Origin of the sequence: Pseudomonas sp. BN414 (assembly GCF_029871275.1) — a bacterium.
Lineage (GTDB): Bacteria > Pseudomonadota > Gammaproteobacteria > Pseudomonadales > Pseudomonadaceae > Metapseudomonas > Metapseudomonas resinovorans_C.
In genome coordinates this window covers 217340-235611 of the sequence record NZ_SSOL01000071.1, presented here as the reverse complement: position 1 = coordinate 235611, position 18272 = coordinate 217340, and the positions used below count along the sequence as shown (strand labels likewise).

16 protein-coding genes are annotated in these 18272 nt (G+C 62.7%); all 16 read left to right on the top strand.

Features of this window, described 5'->3' with window-relative positions; translation table 11 throughout:
* Window positions 1-3 precede the first annotated feature (3 nt).
* The 16 genes from E8E95_RS19150 to fliG all read left to right on the top strand — a co-directional run bounded on the left by E8E95_RS19150 (window position 4) and on the right by fliG (window position 18266).
* Window positions 4-1104 (top strand): flagellar basal body P-ring protein FlgI, encoded by a 1101-nt coding sequence (locus tag E8E95_RS19150; protein WP_280352802.1) that lies wholly within the window; start codon window positions 4-6, stop codon window positions 1102-1104.
* Window positions 1105-1114: 10 nt separating this feature from the next.
* Window positions 1115-2281, top strand: coding sequence for a flagellar assembly peptidoglycan hydrolase FlgJ (gene flgJ, locus E8E95_RS19145; protein ID WP_280352801.1), 1167 nt, complete (start codon window positions 1115-1117; stop codon window positions 2279-2281).
* Window positions 2282-2291: 10 nt separating this feature from the next.
* Complete coding sequence (flgK, locus tag E8E95_RS19140) at window positions 2292-4343, top strand: flagellar hook-associated protein FlgK (protein ID WP_280352800.1); 2052 nt, start codon at window positions 2292-2294, stop codon at window positions 4341-4343.
* Between the two features lie 11 nt (window positions 4344-4354).
* Window positions 4355-5605, top strand: coding sequence for a flagellar hook-associated protein FlgL (gene flgL / locus E8E95_RS19135; RefSeq protein WP_280352799.1), 1251 nt, complete (start codon window positions 4355-4357; stop codon window positions 5603-5605).
* Window positions 5606-5932: 327 nt separating this feature from the next.
* Complete coding sequence (locus tag E8E95_RS19130) at window positions 5933-7450, top strand: flagellin (protein WP_280352798.1); 1518 nt, start codon at window positions 5933-5935, stop codon at window positions 7448-7450.
* A 76-nt stretch (window positions 7451-7526) separates the two neighbouring features.
* A complete protein-coding gene (locus E8E95_RS19125) occupies window positions 7527-7892 on the top strand; it encodes a flagellar protein FlaG (protein WP_280352797.1) in 366 nt (121 codons plus the stop codon).
* Between the two features lie 85 nt (window positions 7893-7977).
* Complete coding sequence (gene fliD / locus E8E95_RS19120; protein ID WP_280352796.1) at window positions 7978-9393, top strand: flagellar filament capping protein FliD; 1416 nt, start codon at window positions 7978-7980, stop codon at window positions 9391-9393.
* Window positions 9393-9791: a flagellar export chaperone FliS gene (gene fliS, locus E8E95_RS19115; RefSeq protein ID WP_280352795.1), complete on the top strand. Its 399-nt coding sequence runs from the start codon at window positions 9393-9395 to the stop codon at window positions 9789-9791. Before fliD ends, fliS (E8E95_RS19115) begins: the two co-directional genes overlap by 1 nt.
* A gap of 59 nt (window positions 9792-9850) precedes the next feature.
* Entirely contained in the window at window positions 9851-10231 is a 381-nt protein-coding gene (gene fliS / locus E8E95_RS19110) for a flagellar export chaperone FliS (protein WP_280352794.1), read from the top strand.
* A 28-nt stretch (window positions 10232-10259) separates the two neighbouring features.
* Window positions 10260-10556, top strand: coding sequence for a flagellar protein FliT (locus tag E8E95_RS19105; RefSeq protein WP_179060617.1), 297 nt, complete (start codon window positions 10260-10262; stop codon window positions 10554-10556).
* Window positions 10557-10775: 219 nt separating this feature from the next.
* Window positions 10776-12248, top strand: a complete 1473-nt coding sequence (locus tag E8E95_RS19100; RefSeq protein ID WP_280352793.1) for a sigma-54 dependent transcriptional regulator — start codon at window positions 10776-10778, stop codon at window positions 12246-12248.
* A 111-nt stretch (window positions 12249-12359) separates the two neighbouring features.
* Window positions 12360-13565: an ATP-binding protein gene (locus tag E8E95_RS19095; protein WP_280352792.1), complete on the top strand. Its 1206-nt coding sequence runs from the start codon at window positions 12360-12362 to the stop codon at window positions 13563-13565.
* Window positions 13566-13571: 6 nt separating this feature from the next.
* Window positions 13572-14987, top strand: a complete 1416-nt coding sequence (gene fleR, locus E8E95_RS19090; protein ID WP_280352791.1) for a sigma-54-dependent response regulator transcription factor FleR — start codon at window positions 13572-13574, stop codon at window positions 14985-14987.
* A gap of 132 nt (window positions 14988-15119) precedes the next feature.
* On the top strand, window positions 15120-15452 hold the full coding sequence (gene fliE, locus E8E95_RS19085; protein WP_280352790.1) for a flagellar hook-basal body complex protein FliE: 333 nt from the start codon (window positions 15120-15122) through the stop codon (window positions 15450-15452).
* Between the two features lie 14 nt (window positions 15453-15466).
* Window positions 15467-17257 carry a flagellar basal-body MS-ring/collar protein FliF gene (fliF, locus tag E8E95_RS19080; protein WP_280352789.1) on the top strand — a complete coding sequence of 597 codons (1791 nt, stop codon included), beginning with the start codon at window positions 15467-15469 and terminating at the stop codon, window positions 17255-17257.
* Window positions 17250-18266, top strand: coding sequence for a flagellar motor switch protein FliG (gene fliG / locus E8E95_RS19075; protein WP_077521897.1), 1017 nt, complete (start codon window positions 17250-17252; stop codon window positions 18264-18266). The genes fliF and fliG overlap by 8 nt, the downstream gene beginning before the upstream one ends.
* Window positions 18267-18272: the final 6 nt, after the last annotated feature.

Here is an 18272-nt window from a genome sequence, read left to right as displayed (position 1 = left end):
ACCATGAAGCGACTGATCACCGCCCTCTGCCTGCTGCTCGCTGCGGGCCTTGCCCAGGCTGAGCGCCTGAAGGACCTGGCGAGCATCCAGGGCGTACGGACCAACCAACTGATCGGCTACGGCCTGGTGGTCGGCCTGAACGGCTCGGGTGACCAGACCACCCAGACGCCGTTCACCCTGCAGACCTTCAACAACATGCTGGCGCAGTTCGGCATCAAGGTGCCGGCCAACGTCGGTAACGTGCAGCTGAAGAACGTCGCGGCGGTGTCCATCCACGCCGACCTGCCGCCCTTCGCCAAGCCGGGCCAGACCATCGATGTGACCGTCTCCTCCATCGGCAACGCCAAGAGCCTGCGCGGCGGCAGCCTGCTGATGTCGCCGCTCAAAGGTATCGACGGCAACGTCTACGCCATCGCCCAGGGCAACCTGGTGGTGGGCGGCTTCGACGCCGAGGGCAGCGACGGTTCCAAGATCACCGTCAACGTTCCGTCCTCCGGGCGCATTCCCTCCGGCGCCACTGTGGAACGCCCGGTGCCGAGCGGCTTCGAGCAGGGCAACTTCCTCACCCTGAACCTCAACCGCCCGGATTTCACCACGGCGAAGAACATCGTCGACAAGCTCAACGAACTCCTTGGTCCGGGCGTCGCCCAGGCCGTGGATGGCGGCTCGGTACGGGTCAGCGCGCCGCTGGACCCGGGCCAGCGCGTGGACTACCTGTCGGTGATCGAGAACCTGGAGATCGAAGCGGGCCAGGCCGTGGCCAAGGTCATCATCAACTCGCGTACCGGCACCATCGTCATCGGCCAGAACGTGAAGGTGCAGCCAGCCGCCGTGACCCACGGCAGCCTCACCGTGACCATTACCGAGGACCCCATCGTCAGCCAGCCGGAAGCCTTCTCCGGCGGCGAGACCGCGGTAGTGCCGCGCTCCCGAGTGAATGCCGAGGAGGAAGCCAAGCCGATGTTCAAGTTCGGCCCCGGCACCACCCTCGACGAAATCGTGCGTGCAGTTAACCAGGTCGGCGCTGCGCCGTCCGACCTGATGGCCATCCTGGAAGCGCTGAAGCAGGCCGGTGCCCTGCAGGCCGACCTGATTGTGATTTAAGGGAAAGGCGATGAACTCGAAACTCTCCACAGGGCTCGCCTCCGGTTCCAAGGTGGACAGCGGCGCCTACACCGACCTGAACCGGCTCAGCCAGTTCAAGGCCGGCAAGGATCGCGACAGCGAGGGCAACATCCGCAAGGTCGCCCAGGAGTTCGAGTCGCTGTTCCTCAACGAAATGATGAAGTCCATGCGCCAGGCAGGTGAAGCCTTCGCCGAAGGCAACTACCTGAACAGCAACGAGACCAAGACCTACCAGGACATGCACGACCAGCAGCTGGCCGTGACCTTGTCCAAGCAGGGCGGCGTCGGCCTGGCCGATGTGCTCACCCGGCAGCTGTCCAAGACCAACAAGTCCACGGGCCCCAATCCCTTCGCCCAGGTGCAGTCCGGCGTTCAGGCCAACTGGCCGGCGCAGGGCAGCAAGCAGGTGGCGAACGCCGAAACCTCGGGCTTTGCGGAACGTGACGACTCCAAGCTGCTCAATCAGCGCCGCCTGGCACTCCCCGGCAAGCTGAGCGAGCGCCAGGCGGCGGGCATCGTGCCGTCGCCCGAGCAGCTTGCCGGTACGTCGCTCGCTGGCAGTGACTGGACCCCGGCACAGACCTACGCCGCGCCTGAGCGCGAGCTGGTCGGTGCCGAGGCGGCGGAAAGCGCCAAGGGTGCCGGCAAGCGCGTCTTCGCTTCGCGCAACGAGTTCATCGACACCTTGCTGCCGATGGCCGAGAAGGCCGCCGAGCGAATCGGCGTCGACCCCCGTTACCTGGTGGCCCAGGCAGCGCTGGAAACCGGCTGGGGCAAGTCGATCATCCGCGAAGGCGATGGCACCAGCAGTCACAACCTGTTCGGCATCAAGGCCCACAAAAGCTGGGACGGCGATTCCGCGCGGGTGATGACCACCGAGTACAAGGGCGGCAAGGCGGTGAAGGAGGCGGCATCGTTCCGCTCCTACAACTCCTTCGAGCAGAGCTTCCACGACTTCGTGAGCTTCCTGGAGAACAACGACCGCTACGACAAGGCGCTGAATTCCGCCGACAACTCCGAGCAGTTCGTCCGCGAGCTGCAGAAGGCCGGCTACGCCACCGATCCGCAGTACGCCCGCAAGATTTCCCAGATTGCCCGCGGCATGCAGGTTTACCAGGCCGTTGCTGCAGTCGACAGCACGACCACCAGGATATGAGGCTTGAGTCATGGCTGACTTACTGAACATTGGCCTGTCGGGACTGCGCGTGAGCCAGACGCAGCTCACCGTCACCGGCCACAACATCTCCAACGTCAATACGCCCGGCTTCACCCGGCAGAGCGCGACGCAGTCCACGACACTGCCGCAGTTCTCCGGCTCGGGATATATCGGCAGCGGGGTGACCCTGACGGATATCCGCCGCAGCTACAGCGAGTTCCTGACTGCGCAGCTGCGCAACACCACCTCGCTAAGCAGCGATGTGGATGCCTACAAGAGCCAGATCGACCAGTTGGACTCGCTGTTGTCCGGCACCACCACCGGCATCACGCCGTCGCTGAAGAGCTTCTTCGCGGCCATGCAGACTGCCGCCGAGGACCCTGCCAATATGCCGGCGCGGCAGCTGGTGCTGTCCGAGGCCGAGGGGCTGGCGCGTCGCTTCAACACCGTCTACGACCGACTGAGCGCGCAGAACGACTCGCTGAACAAGCAGATGTCGTCGGTAGCGGACCAGGTGAACCGCCTGGCCGGCTCCATCGCCAGCCTCAATGACGCCATCGCCGTCGCCTCTTCCAATGGCCAGGTGCCCAACGACCTGCTGGACTCGCGCGAGGAAGCGATCCGTCAGCTTTCCACCTACGTGGGCGTCAGCGTGGTGCCGCAGAGCGACGGCACCCAGAGTATCTTCGTCGGTACCGGCCAGCCGCTGGTGGTGGGGAGCACCGCCAACCGCCTGGAAGCGGTACCGGGCAAGGGCGACCCCAGTCGTTTCGAGCTGGAGTTCGTCAGCGGCGATTCCCGCCAGGGCGTCACTACGCTGCTCAGCGGTGGCGAACTGGGTGGCCTGATCCGCTACCGCAACGAGACCCTGGACGCCAGTCTGAACACCTTGGGGCGCCTGGCCATGTCCATCAGCGACCAGGTCAACACCCAGCTCGGCCAGGGACTGGACCTGAAGGGGAAAGTCGGCGCGGCGCTGTTCGGCAACTACAACGACCCGGCCCTGGCGGCACTGCGGGTCAAGGCGTTCGCCGGCAACAGCAATGCCCAGCCCGCGCTGAACATCACCAATACCAGCCTGCTCAACACCAGCGACTACCAGATAGAGTACGACGCCACGGCGACGCCGCCTTATACAGTGCGCCGCCTGAGCGACAACCAGCAGATGGTCGTCAGCGACAGCACCCCGTCGGGCACGCTGACTATCACGGACAGCGCGGGCCGCGACCAGGGCTTCCAGATCGCCCTCGGCGTGCCGCCGCCCACCACCGGTGACAAGTTCATCCTGCAGCCCACGCGTACCGGCGCCAAGGACATCGCCGCCGTGCTGGACCAGGCGGACCAGTTGGCCTTCGCCGCGCCCCTGCATTCGGAAGCGAACGTGCAGAACAAGGGCACCGGCACCATCGGCCAGCCCAACATCACCAATACGCTGAACCCCATGAGCCAGGCACACCTGGCGGCGATCTCATCCATCACCATGAACTACACGGCTGGTACGCCGGGAAGCCTGAGCTTCTCCGGCCTGCCGCCTGGCGTGACCATCAGCCAGCCGCCGTCGGGAACCCTGAGCGTGACCCCGGGGCAGACCAATCAGCTGAGCTACACCGTGTCGGTCACCACCGGTACTCCGGCCACGACGCAGGAATACCAGATCACCCAGAGCTTCAGTGGTCGCGCGGAAACCGGCGACACCTTCAGTCTCGCCATGAGCACCAACGGTGTGTCTGACAACCGTAACGCCCTCAAGCTGGTGGATTTGCAGACCAAGGCTGCCGTCGGCGTGGACGCCCTGGCGGGTGGCAGCGGCTCCAGCTTCTCCGACAGCTACGGTGACCTGGTGGAGCGGGTAGGCACCCTGACCGCCCAGGCGCGGGTGGACAGCGAAGCCAGCACGGCGATCCTCAAGCAGGCCACGGACAACCGTGACTCCCTCTCGGCTGTGAGCCTGGATGAAGAGGCGGCCAACCTGATCAAGTTCGAGCAGTACTACAACGCTTCGTCGCAAGTGATTCAAGTTGCCCGAAGCCTGTTCGATACCTTGATGAGCACCTTCCGCTAACGGAGCCCGCCATGCGCATTTCCACCATCCAGCAATACAACAATGGCGTGTCGGGCCTGCAACGGAACTATTCGAACGTCACCCGCACCCAGGAACAGATCAGCACCGGCAACCGCATCCTCACGCCGGCGGACGATCCGGTGGCCTCGGTGCGACTCCTGCAGCTCGATCAGCAACAAGGCGTACTCGATCAGTACAACTCCAACCTGACCGCGGCCAAGAACAGCCTGACCCAGGAAGAGGTGACGCTGAACTCGGTCAACACCGTTCTGCAGCGCGTGCGCGAGCTGGCGGGCGAGGCCGGCAACGGCGCCCTCAGCGCGGAAGACCGCAAGTCCATCGCTGCCGAGCTGCGTGAGCGCGAAGACGAACTGCTTGGCCTGATGAACACCCGTAACGCGCGCGGCGAGTACATTTTCTCGGGATTCCAGGGCAAGACCCAGCCTTTCGTGCGCAATGCTGATGGGAGCTACAGCTACGAGGGCGACGAAGGCCAGCGCAAGCTGCAGATCGCCAGCTCCCTGCAGGTTCCTATCAGTGACAACGGCAAACGCATTTTCGAGAATGTCATCAACGCCGGGCGGCTGGACAGCGCCGTGACCAACAGCCCAGCAGGCTCCACGCTGAGCCCTTCGGCGCCGTTGGTGCAGGACGAAGTGGCTTTTACCGGCACCCCGCCTTTCCCCGATGCCGGCGTCCAGATCGTCTTCGGCAACCCCGACGCCAACAGCTACGAGATCTTCGAGCAGGGCACCACCACGCCGGTGCTTGGTAGCGGCGCCATCGACACGGATGCCACTACCGACGATAAGGTGGTGTTCCGAGGCGTCAGCATCAAGTTCGACGGCGTTCCCGTAGGTGGTGAGACCGTCGAGGTGACTGCCCAGCCGAACCAGCAGAAGCAGGGCATCCTCGACACCATCGCCAACCTGCGCATGGCGCTTGAGAATGCTCCCGATACACCGGCTGGCAACAATGTTGTCCGCGACTCTATTGCCGAAGCCCTGACCAACCTGGACAACGGTATGACCGTGGTCGACTCGGTGCGTGGCGACATCGGCGCTCGCCTGAACGTGGTCGAATCCACCCTGACCGACAACGAAGACGTGAGCCTGGTGAACCAGTCCATCCAGGCCGACCTGCGGGAGCTGGACTACGCCGAGGCGCTGTCGCGGTTGTCGTTCCAGTCGGTCATTCTCGAAGCCTCGCAGCAGAGCTACGTGAAAATCGCAGGACTCAGTCTGTTCAACAAGCTGGGGTAGGGCGACCACGCCGTCAGCAAGCGCATGATTCGGTCGCTGAAACATCCTGCCGACGCATCAGACAAGGCTCCGCTCAGTGTGGGGCTTTGCTGTTTTTGACGGCAGGGGGAGAGCGACGCTCAAGTTTCCCAGCACTGCGCCGAAAGCCTTGTTAGGAGGTGGATGTTGGCAAAGTGGCTCTGGGTCAAGAATTTTTTTAGCGCGACCCCTAAAGCTTCCTCCGACACCGCCGATACGAATTACGAATGCGAACTTTAAGGGTGCCTGGGCACTGCCCACCCAAGGTCGCACGCTCAGGCAAACACGCAGTCCTCGGAGGACACCACCATGGCTTTGACCGTCAATACCAACATTGCGTCCCTCAATACCCAGCGCAACTTGAACAATTCGTCCAACGCGCTGAGTAACTCCATGCAGCGTCTGTCCACCGGTCTGCGTATCAATAGTGCCAAGGACGACGCTGCCGGCCTGCAGATTTCGAATCGTCTCAGCAGCCAGATCAATGGCCTGGGTGTGGCTGTGCGCAACGCCAACGACGGTATCTCTTTGGCGCAGACGGCTGAAGGCGCCCTGCAGCAGTCCACTAATATCCTGCAGCGCATGCGTGACCTGTCGCTGCAATCCGCCAACGGTTCCAACTCGACCAGTGAGCGCCAGGCTCTCAATGATGAAGTCAAGCAACTGAAAGACGAGTTGAATCGTATTGCCGACACCACCACGTTCGGTGGTCAGAAGCTGCTGGATGGCAGCTTTGGCACGAAGAAGTTCCAGGTTGGTTCGAATGCCAACGAAACTATTGGCGTTACGGTAAACGGTTCCGGGGCCGCGAAGGTTGGTGCAGACAAGTTCAATCTGGCGGGTACTGGGACGGGTAAAGTCCTGGCGTCCACTGCTGCCGGTACCCCGTTGGCTGCCGCGATCGGTGGTGCGGCCGCAACCCTGACTATCACCGGTGCCAACGGTCAAGCCAAAACTACTGCGAACATTGGTGCGGGCTCTGCTAAGGGCGCTGCAGACGCGATCAACCTTCTTGCCGAAGACACTGGCGTTACTGCTGATGCGCGGACGCAGGTTGAAATGTCGGGCGTTGGCGTCGGCAACGTTTCCTTCACTCTCACCGGTAATACTGGGGCTGGTAACAGCGCTACTATCAGCGCCATTGTCACCGACGCCAACGACATCTCGGCTGTAGCTAACGCAATCAACGCTCAAAGCTCGAAGACAGGTATTACGGCGACTCTGACCGCCAACAATGCCAAGCTCGAACTTTCCAGTGAGGCCGGCGACGATATCGTCATTACCAGCTTCAACAACAGTGGTGCGGACAAAGCCATTGACCTTCGGTCGGTCAGTTTCGACGGAAAGACCTACGCCGGTGCAGTAGCGATTACTGGCGGAACTGCAGCTGATACTGCGCGCGTTCAAGGGAATGTGCAGTTGCAATCCAGCGGGGCTTTCCAGGTCACAGGTACCGGAGCTGAATCGGCTACTCTGGTGGCTGCTGCCGCAACTCCTTACGTTTCGACGCTGGACAAGGTGTCCGATGTGGATATCAGTTCCGCTCTGGGGGCTCAGAATGCCATTTCGGTGATCGATGCTGCTATCGCATCGATCGATAAGAACCGGGCGTCCCTCGGTGCCGTGCAGAACCGCTTCGAGAACACCATCTCCAACCTGCAGAACATCGGCGAAAACGTTTCGGCCGCCCGTAGCCGTATCCAGGACGCCGACTTTGCCGCTGAAACGGCCACCATGACCAAGAACCAGGTGCTGCAACAGGCCGGCACCGCGATCCTGGCCCAGGCAAACCAGCTGCCGCAGGCTGTGCTGAGCCTGCTCCGCTAAACGCTGAGCCGGTTAGTGCCTCACAACGGGGGGAAGCGCTTGCGCTTCTCCCCGTCTTGCCATGAGAGGTGAAGAAATGGATGTAATCAGTGTGAGCGGATCGCCTGCGGGCTCCGGGCTCCGGTTGGTCGGCGGCGACTCGGCAAAAAGCGTCGAAGTGGGCGTGCGAGGCATGGAGGGGGGGAATCCGACGAGCGAGATGAAGGAGGAATCGGCGTCCTCGGGATTGGTGGAGAAGGCGGTTTCGACCATCGAAGCTTTCACCCAGAGCATCAGCCGCAACCTGAGCTTCAAGTTGGATGACTCCACCGGGCGGGTCGTCGTCACTGTGAGCGATACCGCTTCCGGTGAAGTTATTCGCCAGATTCCCTCCGAGGAGGCATTGCGCCTGGCTGAAAGTCTTGAAGAGGCACGCAGCCTGCTGTTCAAGGCGGAAGCCTGAGTTCGTTCCAGGCAAGGCGGCACGAATCTTGACTGCAATGTGCCCGTGACGGCGAAACGCCAATGAACTGACGAGGTAGAGGGAAATGGCATCGACAACCATCAGCGGCTTGAACTCCGGGCTGAATATCCCGTCGATCGTGGAGAGCCTGGTCGCCGCAGAGAAGGGGCCCAAGGAAGCGCAGCTCAATCGTCTGGAAAAGGCCACCACGGCGAAGATCACCGGAGTCGGGCAGCTCAAGAGTGCTATTGCCGACCTGCAGACCATCCTCAAGGACATGAACAAGGCGGAGCTTTTCCAGAAGCGCACCGCAACCTCGTCCGACACCAAGCTGGTCACCGCTTCGGCGACCAAGGATGCCCTGGCAGGTACCTACAAGGTCGATGTCGAGCGCCTGGCCACCTCCAGCAAGGTGGCGACGGCAACCATCAGCGGCGGTTCCTCCGCCACCTTCGCCAGCGGCGGAACCCTGACCGTCAAGCTGGGCGACACTGAACTCGCACCGGTCAACATCGCAGCGAATGCCTCGCTCAAAGACATCCGCGACGCCATCAATACCCAGCTCAAGGATCAGGGCGTCAGTGCCAATATCGTCACCGATTCTTCCACAGTCCCGGCGACCTCTCGCCTCCTGCTGTCCTCCACCAAGACTGGGAGCGATGCCAACCTGGGCATGACAGGGACCGGTGATCTGGCTGCGCTGAACATCGCCCAGTACGACCCGGACAGTGGTACCCCGCCTGTGGCGAATGTTCATCTCTCCGTCGCGGCCAACGCCAAATTCAGCATCGACGGCCTGGCCATGGAAAACGCAACCAACAGTGTCGCGGATTACATCGAGGGTGTGACGATCAATCTGGTCGGCCCCACCGAGGCTGGCAAACCGATCACTCTGACCGTGGATCAGGACAAGTCCAGCATCACCAGCAACATCAAGAAGTTCGTCGATGCCTACAACAAGCTGATTACCACGACCTCGTCGCTGACTGCGGTGTCCGCGGTGGGCGAGGACAAGGCGCCGGTTACTGGGGCACTGGTGGGGGATGCCAGTGTGCGTACGTTGCTATCGGCAGCACGCAATGAGCTGGCCAACGCCTCGGGTGATGGGGAAATTCGCATCCTCGCTGATCTGGGTATCACCACCCAGAAAGACGGCACCCTGAAGATCGACGACACGAAGCTGGGTAAGGCGCTCAATGAGAACTTCGAGTCCGTTGCCTCCTTCTTCACTGGTGAGACTGGTTTGATGAACCGCGTCAATGCCAAGCTCGATCCCTACGCCCGGACCGGCGGGATACTTGAGCAGCGCCTGAGTGGTCTGAACGGCACCATCAATTCAGTGGATGACCAGCGCGAAGCGCTCAGTCGTCGGGTCGAGCAACTGCAATCCCGTCTGCTGGCTCAGTTCAACGCCATGGACAGTCTGGTTGGTCAGCTCAACCAGACCAGCAGTCGTCTGGAACAAGCATTCAAGAGCCTCCCTGGTTTGGTGAAAAGTTAATGAACACTCCGATCGATACCTACAAGCAGATCAAGGCTTCTCCAGACGTCTCGCCTTATCAGGTTGTGCAAATGTTGCTTGGCGGGGCTCTTGAGCGCGTGTCGCTTGCACGACTGGCGCAGCGAGAAGGTAATGCCGAGATTCGTGGTTTGGCGGTGGGCAGCACGCTTAGCATCATTGGTGCATTGCAGGCCGGTCTGGATAAGGAGTCGGGCGGGGAAATCGCTGAGAACCTGGACGTGTTGTATGACTACATGACGCGCCGGCTTGCTGGTGTGGCCCTCGACAATACCCCCCGGCGCCTGGATGAAGTCGAGGCTCTGCTCTGCGAGATCAAGTCCGCCTGGGATGCCATCGGGCCGGATGAAAATCGCGAGATAGATGCAGTTCCTGGCTAAAGCTTTGAGTTGGCTGGCCGATACCTAATGTATCCAGTCAGACATCAAGGCAAAGCACCATGAATCCGATGGCGGCCCTCAAGCAGTACCAATCCGTGAACACCCAGGCCCAGGCCGTGGATGCCAGCCCCCATCGGCTGATCCAGATGCTCATGGAAGGCGGCCTTACCCGCCTGGCCCAGGCTCGCGGTGCCATCGAGCGCGGTCAGCTCGCGCAGAAAGGCGAGCTGATCGGCAAGGCAATCGCTATCATTGGCGGCCTGCGTGATGGCCTGAACTTCGAGCAGGGCGGCGATATCGCGGCCAACCTCGATGCACTCTACGAGTACATGGTGTCCCGCCTGCTCGAAGCGAACCTGAAAAGCGACGCTGCGCTGGTGGACGAAGTGGCAGGGCTGCTGCGTAACGTGAAAACCGGATGGGATGGCATCGCCCAGTGATGCCGTCCGGGGTGGCAGGAGAATTCCAATGAATGCATCAGTCCAGCGTCTTGAAGCAACCGGCAGCGCCTTGCGCGATGCCCTGGCTCGCCAGGACTGGGCAGCCATCGGTGAGTTGGACCAACTCTGCCGCCAGGCCGTCGACGATGCCATGGTCGACGCCGTGGACGATGGCGAAGTACTCGGCGCGCGTCTGCAGGAACTGCTGTCGCTCTATCGCGAGCTGGTGGAAATCTGCCAGGCCGAGCAGCGCCGTATTGCCGGGGAACTGGTGCAGATCAATCAGGCCCAGCAGGGTGCCAAGGTGTACAAGCTGTTCGGCTGATGGCCCGACAGTTTCGATCTGCCACTAGTTCGATATTGCTCTGACAACTGCTTAGCCATTCCGTCGGCTAGACCAAAAAAAGCACGCCATAAAATTGACTCGGCAAGGGTTTTTCACTTTACTAGTGGCCAATTGCCGGTCAAACCCGCCTTCGGGAAGCACCGTCTGTCCATACGTCGCGGAACGCGGCGTTCAGCCCATAAAAGCAAGAACCAGACAATGTGGCGTGAAACCAAGATTCTGCTGATCGACGACAATAGCGATCGCCGCCGCGACTTCGCGGTGATCCTGAATTTCCTCGGGGAAGAGTACCTGGACTGTGCCAGCCACGACTGGCGCGACGTGACCGGTTCCCTGAGCTCCAGCCGCGACGTCCTGTGCGTCATGTTGGGCGAGACGAGTGCCAAGGGCGGCGCGCTCGAACTGGTCAAGCAATTGCTGGCGTGGGACGAATTCCTGCCGGTGCTGCTGATCGGCGACCAGATCCAGATGGACTGGCCGGAAGACCTCCGCCGCCGCTTGCTGACCAACCTGGAGATGCCGCCCAGCTACAACAAGCTGCTCGACTCCCTGCATCGCGCCCAGGTCTATCGCGAAATGTACGACCACGCCCGCGAGCGTGGCCGCCAGCGCGAACCCAACCTGTTCCGCAGCCTGGTGGGCACCAGCCGTGCCATCCAGCAGGTGCGGCAGATGATGCAGCAGGTGGCCGACACCGACGCCAGCGTGCTCATCCTCGGTGAGTCCGGCACCGGCAAGGAAGTGGTTGCGCGCAACCTTCATTACCATTCCAAGCGTCGCGAAGCCCCATTCGTTCCGGTCAACTGCGGCGCCATTCCGGCAGAGTTGCTGGAAAGCGAACTGTTCGGCCACGAGAAAGGCGCCTTCACCGGTGCCATTACCAGCCGGGCAGGGCGTTTCGAGCTGGCCAACGGCGGCACCCTGTTCCTCGACGAGATCGGCGACATGCCGTTGCCGATGCAGGTCAAGCTGCTGCGCGTGCTGCAGGAGCGCACCTTCGAGCGTGTGGGCAGCAACAAGACCCAGAACGTCGATGTGCGCATCATTGCCGCCACCCACAAGAATCTCGAGCAGATGATCGAGGCGGGCAGCTTCCGCGAAGATCTCTACTACCGCCTCAACGTCTTCCCCATCGAAATGGCACCGCTGCGTGAGCGGGTGGAAGACATTCCGCTGCTGATCAACGAGCTCATCTCGCGCATGGAGCACGAGAAGCGCGGTTCGATTCGCTTCAACTCCGCCGCCATCATGTCCCTGTGCAACCACGACTGGCCGGGCAACGTCCGCGAGCTCGCCAACCTGGTGGAGCGTATGGCGATCATGCATCCCTACGGCGTCATCGGCGTCAGCGAGCTGCCGAAGAAATTCCGCCATGTGGATGACGAGGACGAGCAGCTCAAGGCCAGCCTGCGCGAGGAAATCGAAGAGCGTTCGGCCATCGGCGCCGGCCTGCCCGGCGTTGCTTCGCCGGCGCTGCTGCCGCCGGAAGGCCTGGATCTCAAGGACTACCTCGGCAACCTGGAGCAGGGGCTGATCCAGCAGGCGCTGGACGATGCTTCCGGCGTAGTGGCCCGCGCCGCCGAGCGCCTGCGTATCCGTCGCACCACCCTGGTGGAGAAGATGCGCAAGTACGGCATGAGCCGCCGCGACGAGGAATTGGCGGAAGAATAATTCCGCTTTTCCCAAGCCCTTGTTTTTAAAGGGCTAAATTTTAGGCACGAGTATTGCTATCTCTCCCTCGACCGACCGTCTGCTGACGGTCGATGGAGCGAGAGACGAGCAATGAGCCACGCAGTACCCCCCGCACAGAATCCGGAAAACGCCCCCGCCGAGCAGGCTAGTCGCGCTGGTCTCGAGCAAGCGTTCGCGCTGTTCAACCAGATGTCGACCCAGCTCAGCGAGTCCTACAGCATGCTGGAGGCGCGCGTCACCGAGCTGAAGGGCCAACTGGCCCTGGTCAGTGCCCAGCGCATGCAGGAACTGGCGGAAAAGGAGCGCCTGGCGAACCGTCTGCAGAGCCTGCTCGACTTGCTGCCTGGTGGCGTCATCGTGATTGATGGACAGGGTGTGGTGCGTGAAGCCAATCCCGTGGCTCGCAGCCTCCTTGGCCAGCCGTTGGTGGGAATGCTCTGGCGCCAAGTGATCGCCCGCAATTTTGCCCCCCGTGAAGACGATGGCCATGAGATCTCCCTCAAGGATGGTCGCCGCGTTTCCATCGCCACTCGCTCCCTGAATGCCGAACCCGGCCAGTTGGTGCTCCTCACCGACCTGACGGAAACCCGTCGCCTGCAGGACCAACTGTCCCGCCATGAACGCCTTTCCGCCTTGGGTCGCATGGTCGCCTCCCTGGCCCACCAGATTCGCACGCCCCTTTCTGCGGCCTTGCTCTATGCCAGCCACCTGACCCAACAGGTCTTGCCGACGGACCAGCAGCAACGCTTCGCCGGGCGCCTCAAGGAGCGCCTGCACGAGCTGGAGCACCAGGTCCGCGACATGCTGGTATTCGCACGCGGCGAGTTGCCATTGCCGGATCGACTGACGCCTGCTGCCGTGTTTTCCGCCTTGCGCGCCTCGGCTGAATCCCATGTGGAAGGCAAGGAAGTGCGCTGGCAGTGCGACCTCGCCGGCGGCGAACTGCTGTGCAATCGCGACACCCTTGTAGGCGCGATGCTCAATCTGATCGAGAACGCCAACCAGGCGGCTGGCCGCGACCTGCGTCTCAAGGTCCACCTCTATCGTCGTGGCAGCGATCTGCGCCTGTCCATCAGTGACAACGGCCCAGGCATCGACGCCACGACCCTGGCGCGCCTCGGAGAACCCTTCTTCACCACCAAGACCACCGGCACCGGCCTCGGGCTGGCTGTGGTCAAAGCGGTGGCGCGTGCCCACCAGGGCGAGCTGCAACTGCGCTCGCGCCCCGGTCGCGGCACCTGCGCCACCCTGGTCCTGCCGCTGATTCCCGCGGCGCAGTCGGTTACACAGGAGTAAAGGACGATGACTGCCAAAATTCTGCTGGTCGAAGATGACCGCGCCCTGCGTGAGGCCCTGGCGGACACTCTGCTGATCGGTGGCTACGACTTCCGCGCCGTGGACTGCGCCGAAACCGCGCTGGTCGCGCTGGGTGAAGAGTCCTTCGGCCTGATGGTGAGCGACGTCAACATGCCCGGCATGGACGGTCACCAGTTGCTGGCCATCGTTCGTCAGCGCTTCCCTCAGCTTCCTGTGTTGCTGATGACGGCATTTGGCGCAGTGGAGCGGGCCGTGGACGCGATGCGTCAGGGCGCCGCCGATTACCTGGTGAAGCCGTTCGAACCCAATACCCTGCTGGAGCTCGTGGCCCGCCATGCGCTGGGTCGTGTGAGTCAGGTCACCAGTGACGGTCCGGTCGCCCTGGAGCCGGCCAGCCGTCAATTGCTGGAGCTGGCCGCGCGCGTGGCGCGCAGTGATTCGACTGTCCTCATCTCTGGCGAGTCCGGCACTGGCAAGGAAGTGCTGGCGCAGTACATCCACCAGCAGTCGACCCGCGCCAATGGTCCCTTTATCGCCATCAACTGTGCGGCGATTCCGGACAACATGCTCGAGGCCACCCTGTTCGGTCATGAGAAGGGTGCCTTCACCGGTGCCATCGCCAGTGCGCCTGGCAAGTTCGAGATGGCTGACGGTGGCACCATCCTGCTCGACGAGATTTCCGAAATGCCCCTGGGCCTGCAGGCCAAGCTGCTGCGGGTGTTGCAGGAGCGCGAAGTGGAAAGGGTTGGCGCACGCCGGCCGATCAGCCTGGATATCCGCGTGCTGGCTACCACCAACCGTGACCTCGCCGGCGAAGTGGCGGCGGGGCGCTTCCGTGAAGACCTCTATTACCGCCTTTCGGTTTTCCCGCTGGCCTGGCGTCCGTTGCGGGAGCGTCCGGCAGACATCCTGCCGCTGGCCGAGCGTCTGCTCGCCAAGCACGTCAAAAAAATGAATCACGCCGCCGTGCGCTTCTCCGCTGAAGCCCAGGCAGCTCTGCTGGTCCACGGCTGGCCAGGTAACGTACGCGAACTGGACAACGCCGTGCAGCGCGCTCTGATCCTGCAGCAGGGCGGACTGATCCAGCCTCACGACCTGTGCCTGACCGCGCCCATCGGCATGGGCATCGCTCCGGCCCTGTCGGCGCTGACGCCCGCGCCGGTTTCCGCGCCCGTGGTACCGCTGCCGGTAGCCGCCCTGCCGGTCGAGGCACCGAGCGCCCTGGGCGATGACCTGCGCCGCCACGAGTTCCAGATGATCATCGACACCCTGCGTTCCGAGCGTGGCCGTCGCAAGGAGGCTGCCGAGCGCCTTGGCATCAGCCCGCGCACCCTGCGCTACAAGCTGGCCCAGATGCGCGACGCCGGCATGGATGTAGAGGCTTACCTCTACGCCAGCTGAGGCTGACGCTTTTTTGTAGGAGGTTCTGCCCCTCCCCGTAACGCCCGTCCCTGAGCTTTTGGCACCCTTGTTGCAGATACCCCTTCATCGGACCGCGTAGCGTCAAAAAAACGCGGCAGTTGGAGGAATGAGATGAGCCAGGGTGTTGAATTCAATCGCCTGATGTTGGAAATGCGAGCCATGCAGATGGATGCAATGGCCCGTGCCAAACCTGCCCCTGTGGCAGCCCCCGAGGCCAGTGCGCCGAGCTTCGCCGACATGCTTGGCAAAGCGGTCAACAAGGTTGCGGAAACCCAGAAGATTTCCACGGACATGGCCAGCGCATTCGAGGTCGGGCAGAAGGGCGTCGACCTCACCGACGTCATGATCGCTTCGCAGAAAGCCAGCGTTTCGTTCGAGGCCATGACCCAGGTGCGTAACAAGCTGGTCCAGGCCTACCAAGACATCATGCAGATGCCGGTTTGAGGACGGATTGAGAAATGGCTGAAGCCGCTGTTGCAAAGGTTCCCGCCAAGGCAGATGCGCCGGATGCGCAGGGTGAGAAGAAGCCGCTGTTCGGCCTGTCCTTCCTGGATAACCTCTCGCAGATGAGCATGCTGCGTCAGGTCGGCCTCCTGGTCGGCCTGGCCGCGAGTGTCGCCATCGGCTTCGCTGTGGTGCTCTGGTCGCAGCAGCCGGACTACCGCCCGCTGTACGGCAGCCTGTCCGGGATGGACGCCAACCAGGTGGTGGAAGCCCTGGGCGCGGCCGACATCCCATACAAGATCGAGCCCAACTCTGGCGCCCTGCTGGTCAAGTCCGACGACCTGGCCCGCGCCCGCATGAAGCTGGCTGCTGCCGGCGTCGCGCCGAGCGACAACACCGTCGGCTTCGAGATCCTCGACAAGGAACAGGGGCTGGGCACCAGCCAGTTCATGGAGGCCACCCGCTATCGCCGGGGCCTGGAAGGCGAGCTGGCGCGCACCATTTCCAGCCTGAACAACGTCAAGGGTGCGCGAGTGCACCTGGCCATTCCGAAAAGCTCGGTGTTCGTCCGCGACGAGCGCAAGCCGACCGCTTCGGTTCTGGTCGAACTCTATCCGGGGCGCTCCCTGGAGCCGAGCCAGGTGATGGCGATCGTCAACCTGGTGGCGACCAGCGTGCCGGAGCTGGAGAAATCCCAGGTCACCGTCGTCGACCAGAAAGGCAACCTGCTGTCCGACCAGCAGGAACTGTCCGAGCTGACCATGGCCGGCAAGCAGTTCGACTACACCCGCCGCATGGAAACCCTCTATACCCAGCGTGTGCACAGCATCCTGCAGCCGGTGCTGGGCAATGGCCGCTACAAGGCGGAAGTGTCTACGGACGTGGACTTCAGCGCGGTGGAATCCACCTCCGAAATGTACAACCCGGATCAGCCGGCCCTGCGCAGCGAGCAGAAACTCGCCGAAGAGCGCCAGAACAACGGCGGTCCGCAAGGCGTGCCGGGGGCACTGTCCAACCAGCCGCCGGCACCGGGTGCCGCACCTCAGCAGGCCACCAGTGCCGCACCGGCCGGCGTACAGCCGGGGCAGCCGCTGCTGGATGACAACGGCCAGCAGATCATCGACCCGGCCACCGGCAAGCCGATGCTCGCACCGTACCCGACCGACAAGCGCGACCAGACCACCCGCAACTTCGAGCTGGACCGCTCCATCAGCTACACCAAGCAGCAGCAGGGCCGCCTGCGCCGGCTTTCCGTCGCGGTGGTGCTGGACGATCAGGTGAAGGTCGACGCGACGACCGGTGAAACCACGCGAGTGCCGTGGAGCGCCGACGAGATTGCCCGCTTCACCCGCCTGGTACAGGACTCGGTCGGCTATGACGCCAGCCGTGGCGACAGCGTCAGCGTGATCAACACCGCCTTCATGAACGACAACGGCGAAGAAGTCATCGACATTCCCTTCTACACCCAGCCCTGGTTCTGGGATGTGGTGAAGCAGGTGCTCGGTGTGCTCTTCATCCTGGTGCTGGTCTTCGGGGTGTTGCGTCCGGTGCTGAACAACATCAGTGGCACCAGCAAATCCAGGGAGCTCGAAGGCGGTCGCGGCGGCGACGCCGACCTGGGCGAGATGGGGCTGTCCGGCGAGCTGTCGGATGACCGCGTCAGCCTGGGTGGACCGCAAAGCATCCTGCTGCCGAGCCCGAGCGACGGGTATGATGCGCAGCTCAACGCCATCAAGAGCCTGGTGGCCGAAGATCCTGGCCGTGTGGCCTTGGTAGTCAAAGAGTGGATCAACGCCGATGAGTGATACCCGCGCGCCCGCCAAGCTGAACAAGGTCGACAAGGCCGCCATTCTGCTGCTGTCCCTGGGCGAGACCGATGCTGCCCAGGTGCTCCGTCACATGGGGCCGAAGGAAGTGCAGCGAGTCGGCGTCGCCATGGCGCAGATGCGCAACATCCACCGCGAGCAGGTGGAGCAGGTGATGAGCGAGTTCGTCGAGATCGTCGGCGACCAGACCAGCCTGGGCGTCGGCGCCGATGGCTACATCCGCAAGATGCTCACCCAGGCCTTGGGCGAGGACAAGGCCAACAACCTGATCGACCGCATCCTGCTGGGCGGCAGCACCAGCGGCCTGGACAGCCTGAAATGGATGGAGCCGCGTGCCGTGGCTGACGTCATCCGCTACGAGCACCCGCAGATCCAGGCCATTGTGGTCGCCTACCTGGACCCGGACCAGGCGGCCGAAGTGCTCAGTCACTTCGATCACAAGGTTCGCCTGGACATCGTCCTGCGCGTTTCGTCGCTCAACACCGTGCAACCGTCCGCGCTCAAGGAACTCAACCTGATTCTCGAGAAGCAGTTCGCCGGCAATGCCAGCACCACCCGCACCGCCATGGGCGGGGTGAAGCGCGCGGCGGACATCATGAACTTCCTCGACAGCTCGGTCGAAGGCCAGCTGATGGACTCCATTCGCGAAGTGGACGAAGACCTCTCGACCCAGATCGAAGACCTCATGTTCGTCTTCGACAACCTGGCCGATGTCGACGACCGCGGCATCCAGGCGCTGTTGCGCGAAGTGTCCTCCGACGTGCTGGTGCTGGCCCTGAAGGGCTCGGACGAGGCGATCAAGGAGAAGGTCTTCAAGAACATGTCCAAGCGCGCGGCCGAACTGCTGCGCGACGACCTGGAAGCCAAGGGGCCGGTGCGTGTCAGCGACGTCGAGTCGGCGCAGAAGGAAATCCTCACCATCGCCCGCCGTATGGCCGAAGCCGGGGAAATCGTCCTCGGCGGCAAGGGCGGCGAAGAAATGATCTGAGGCGCC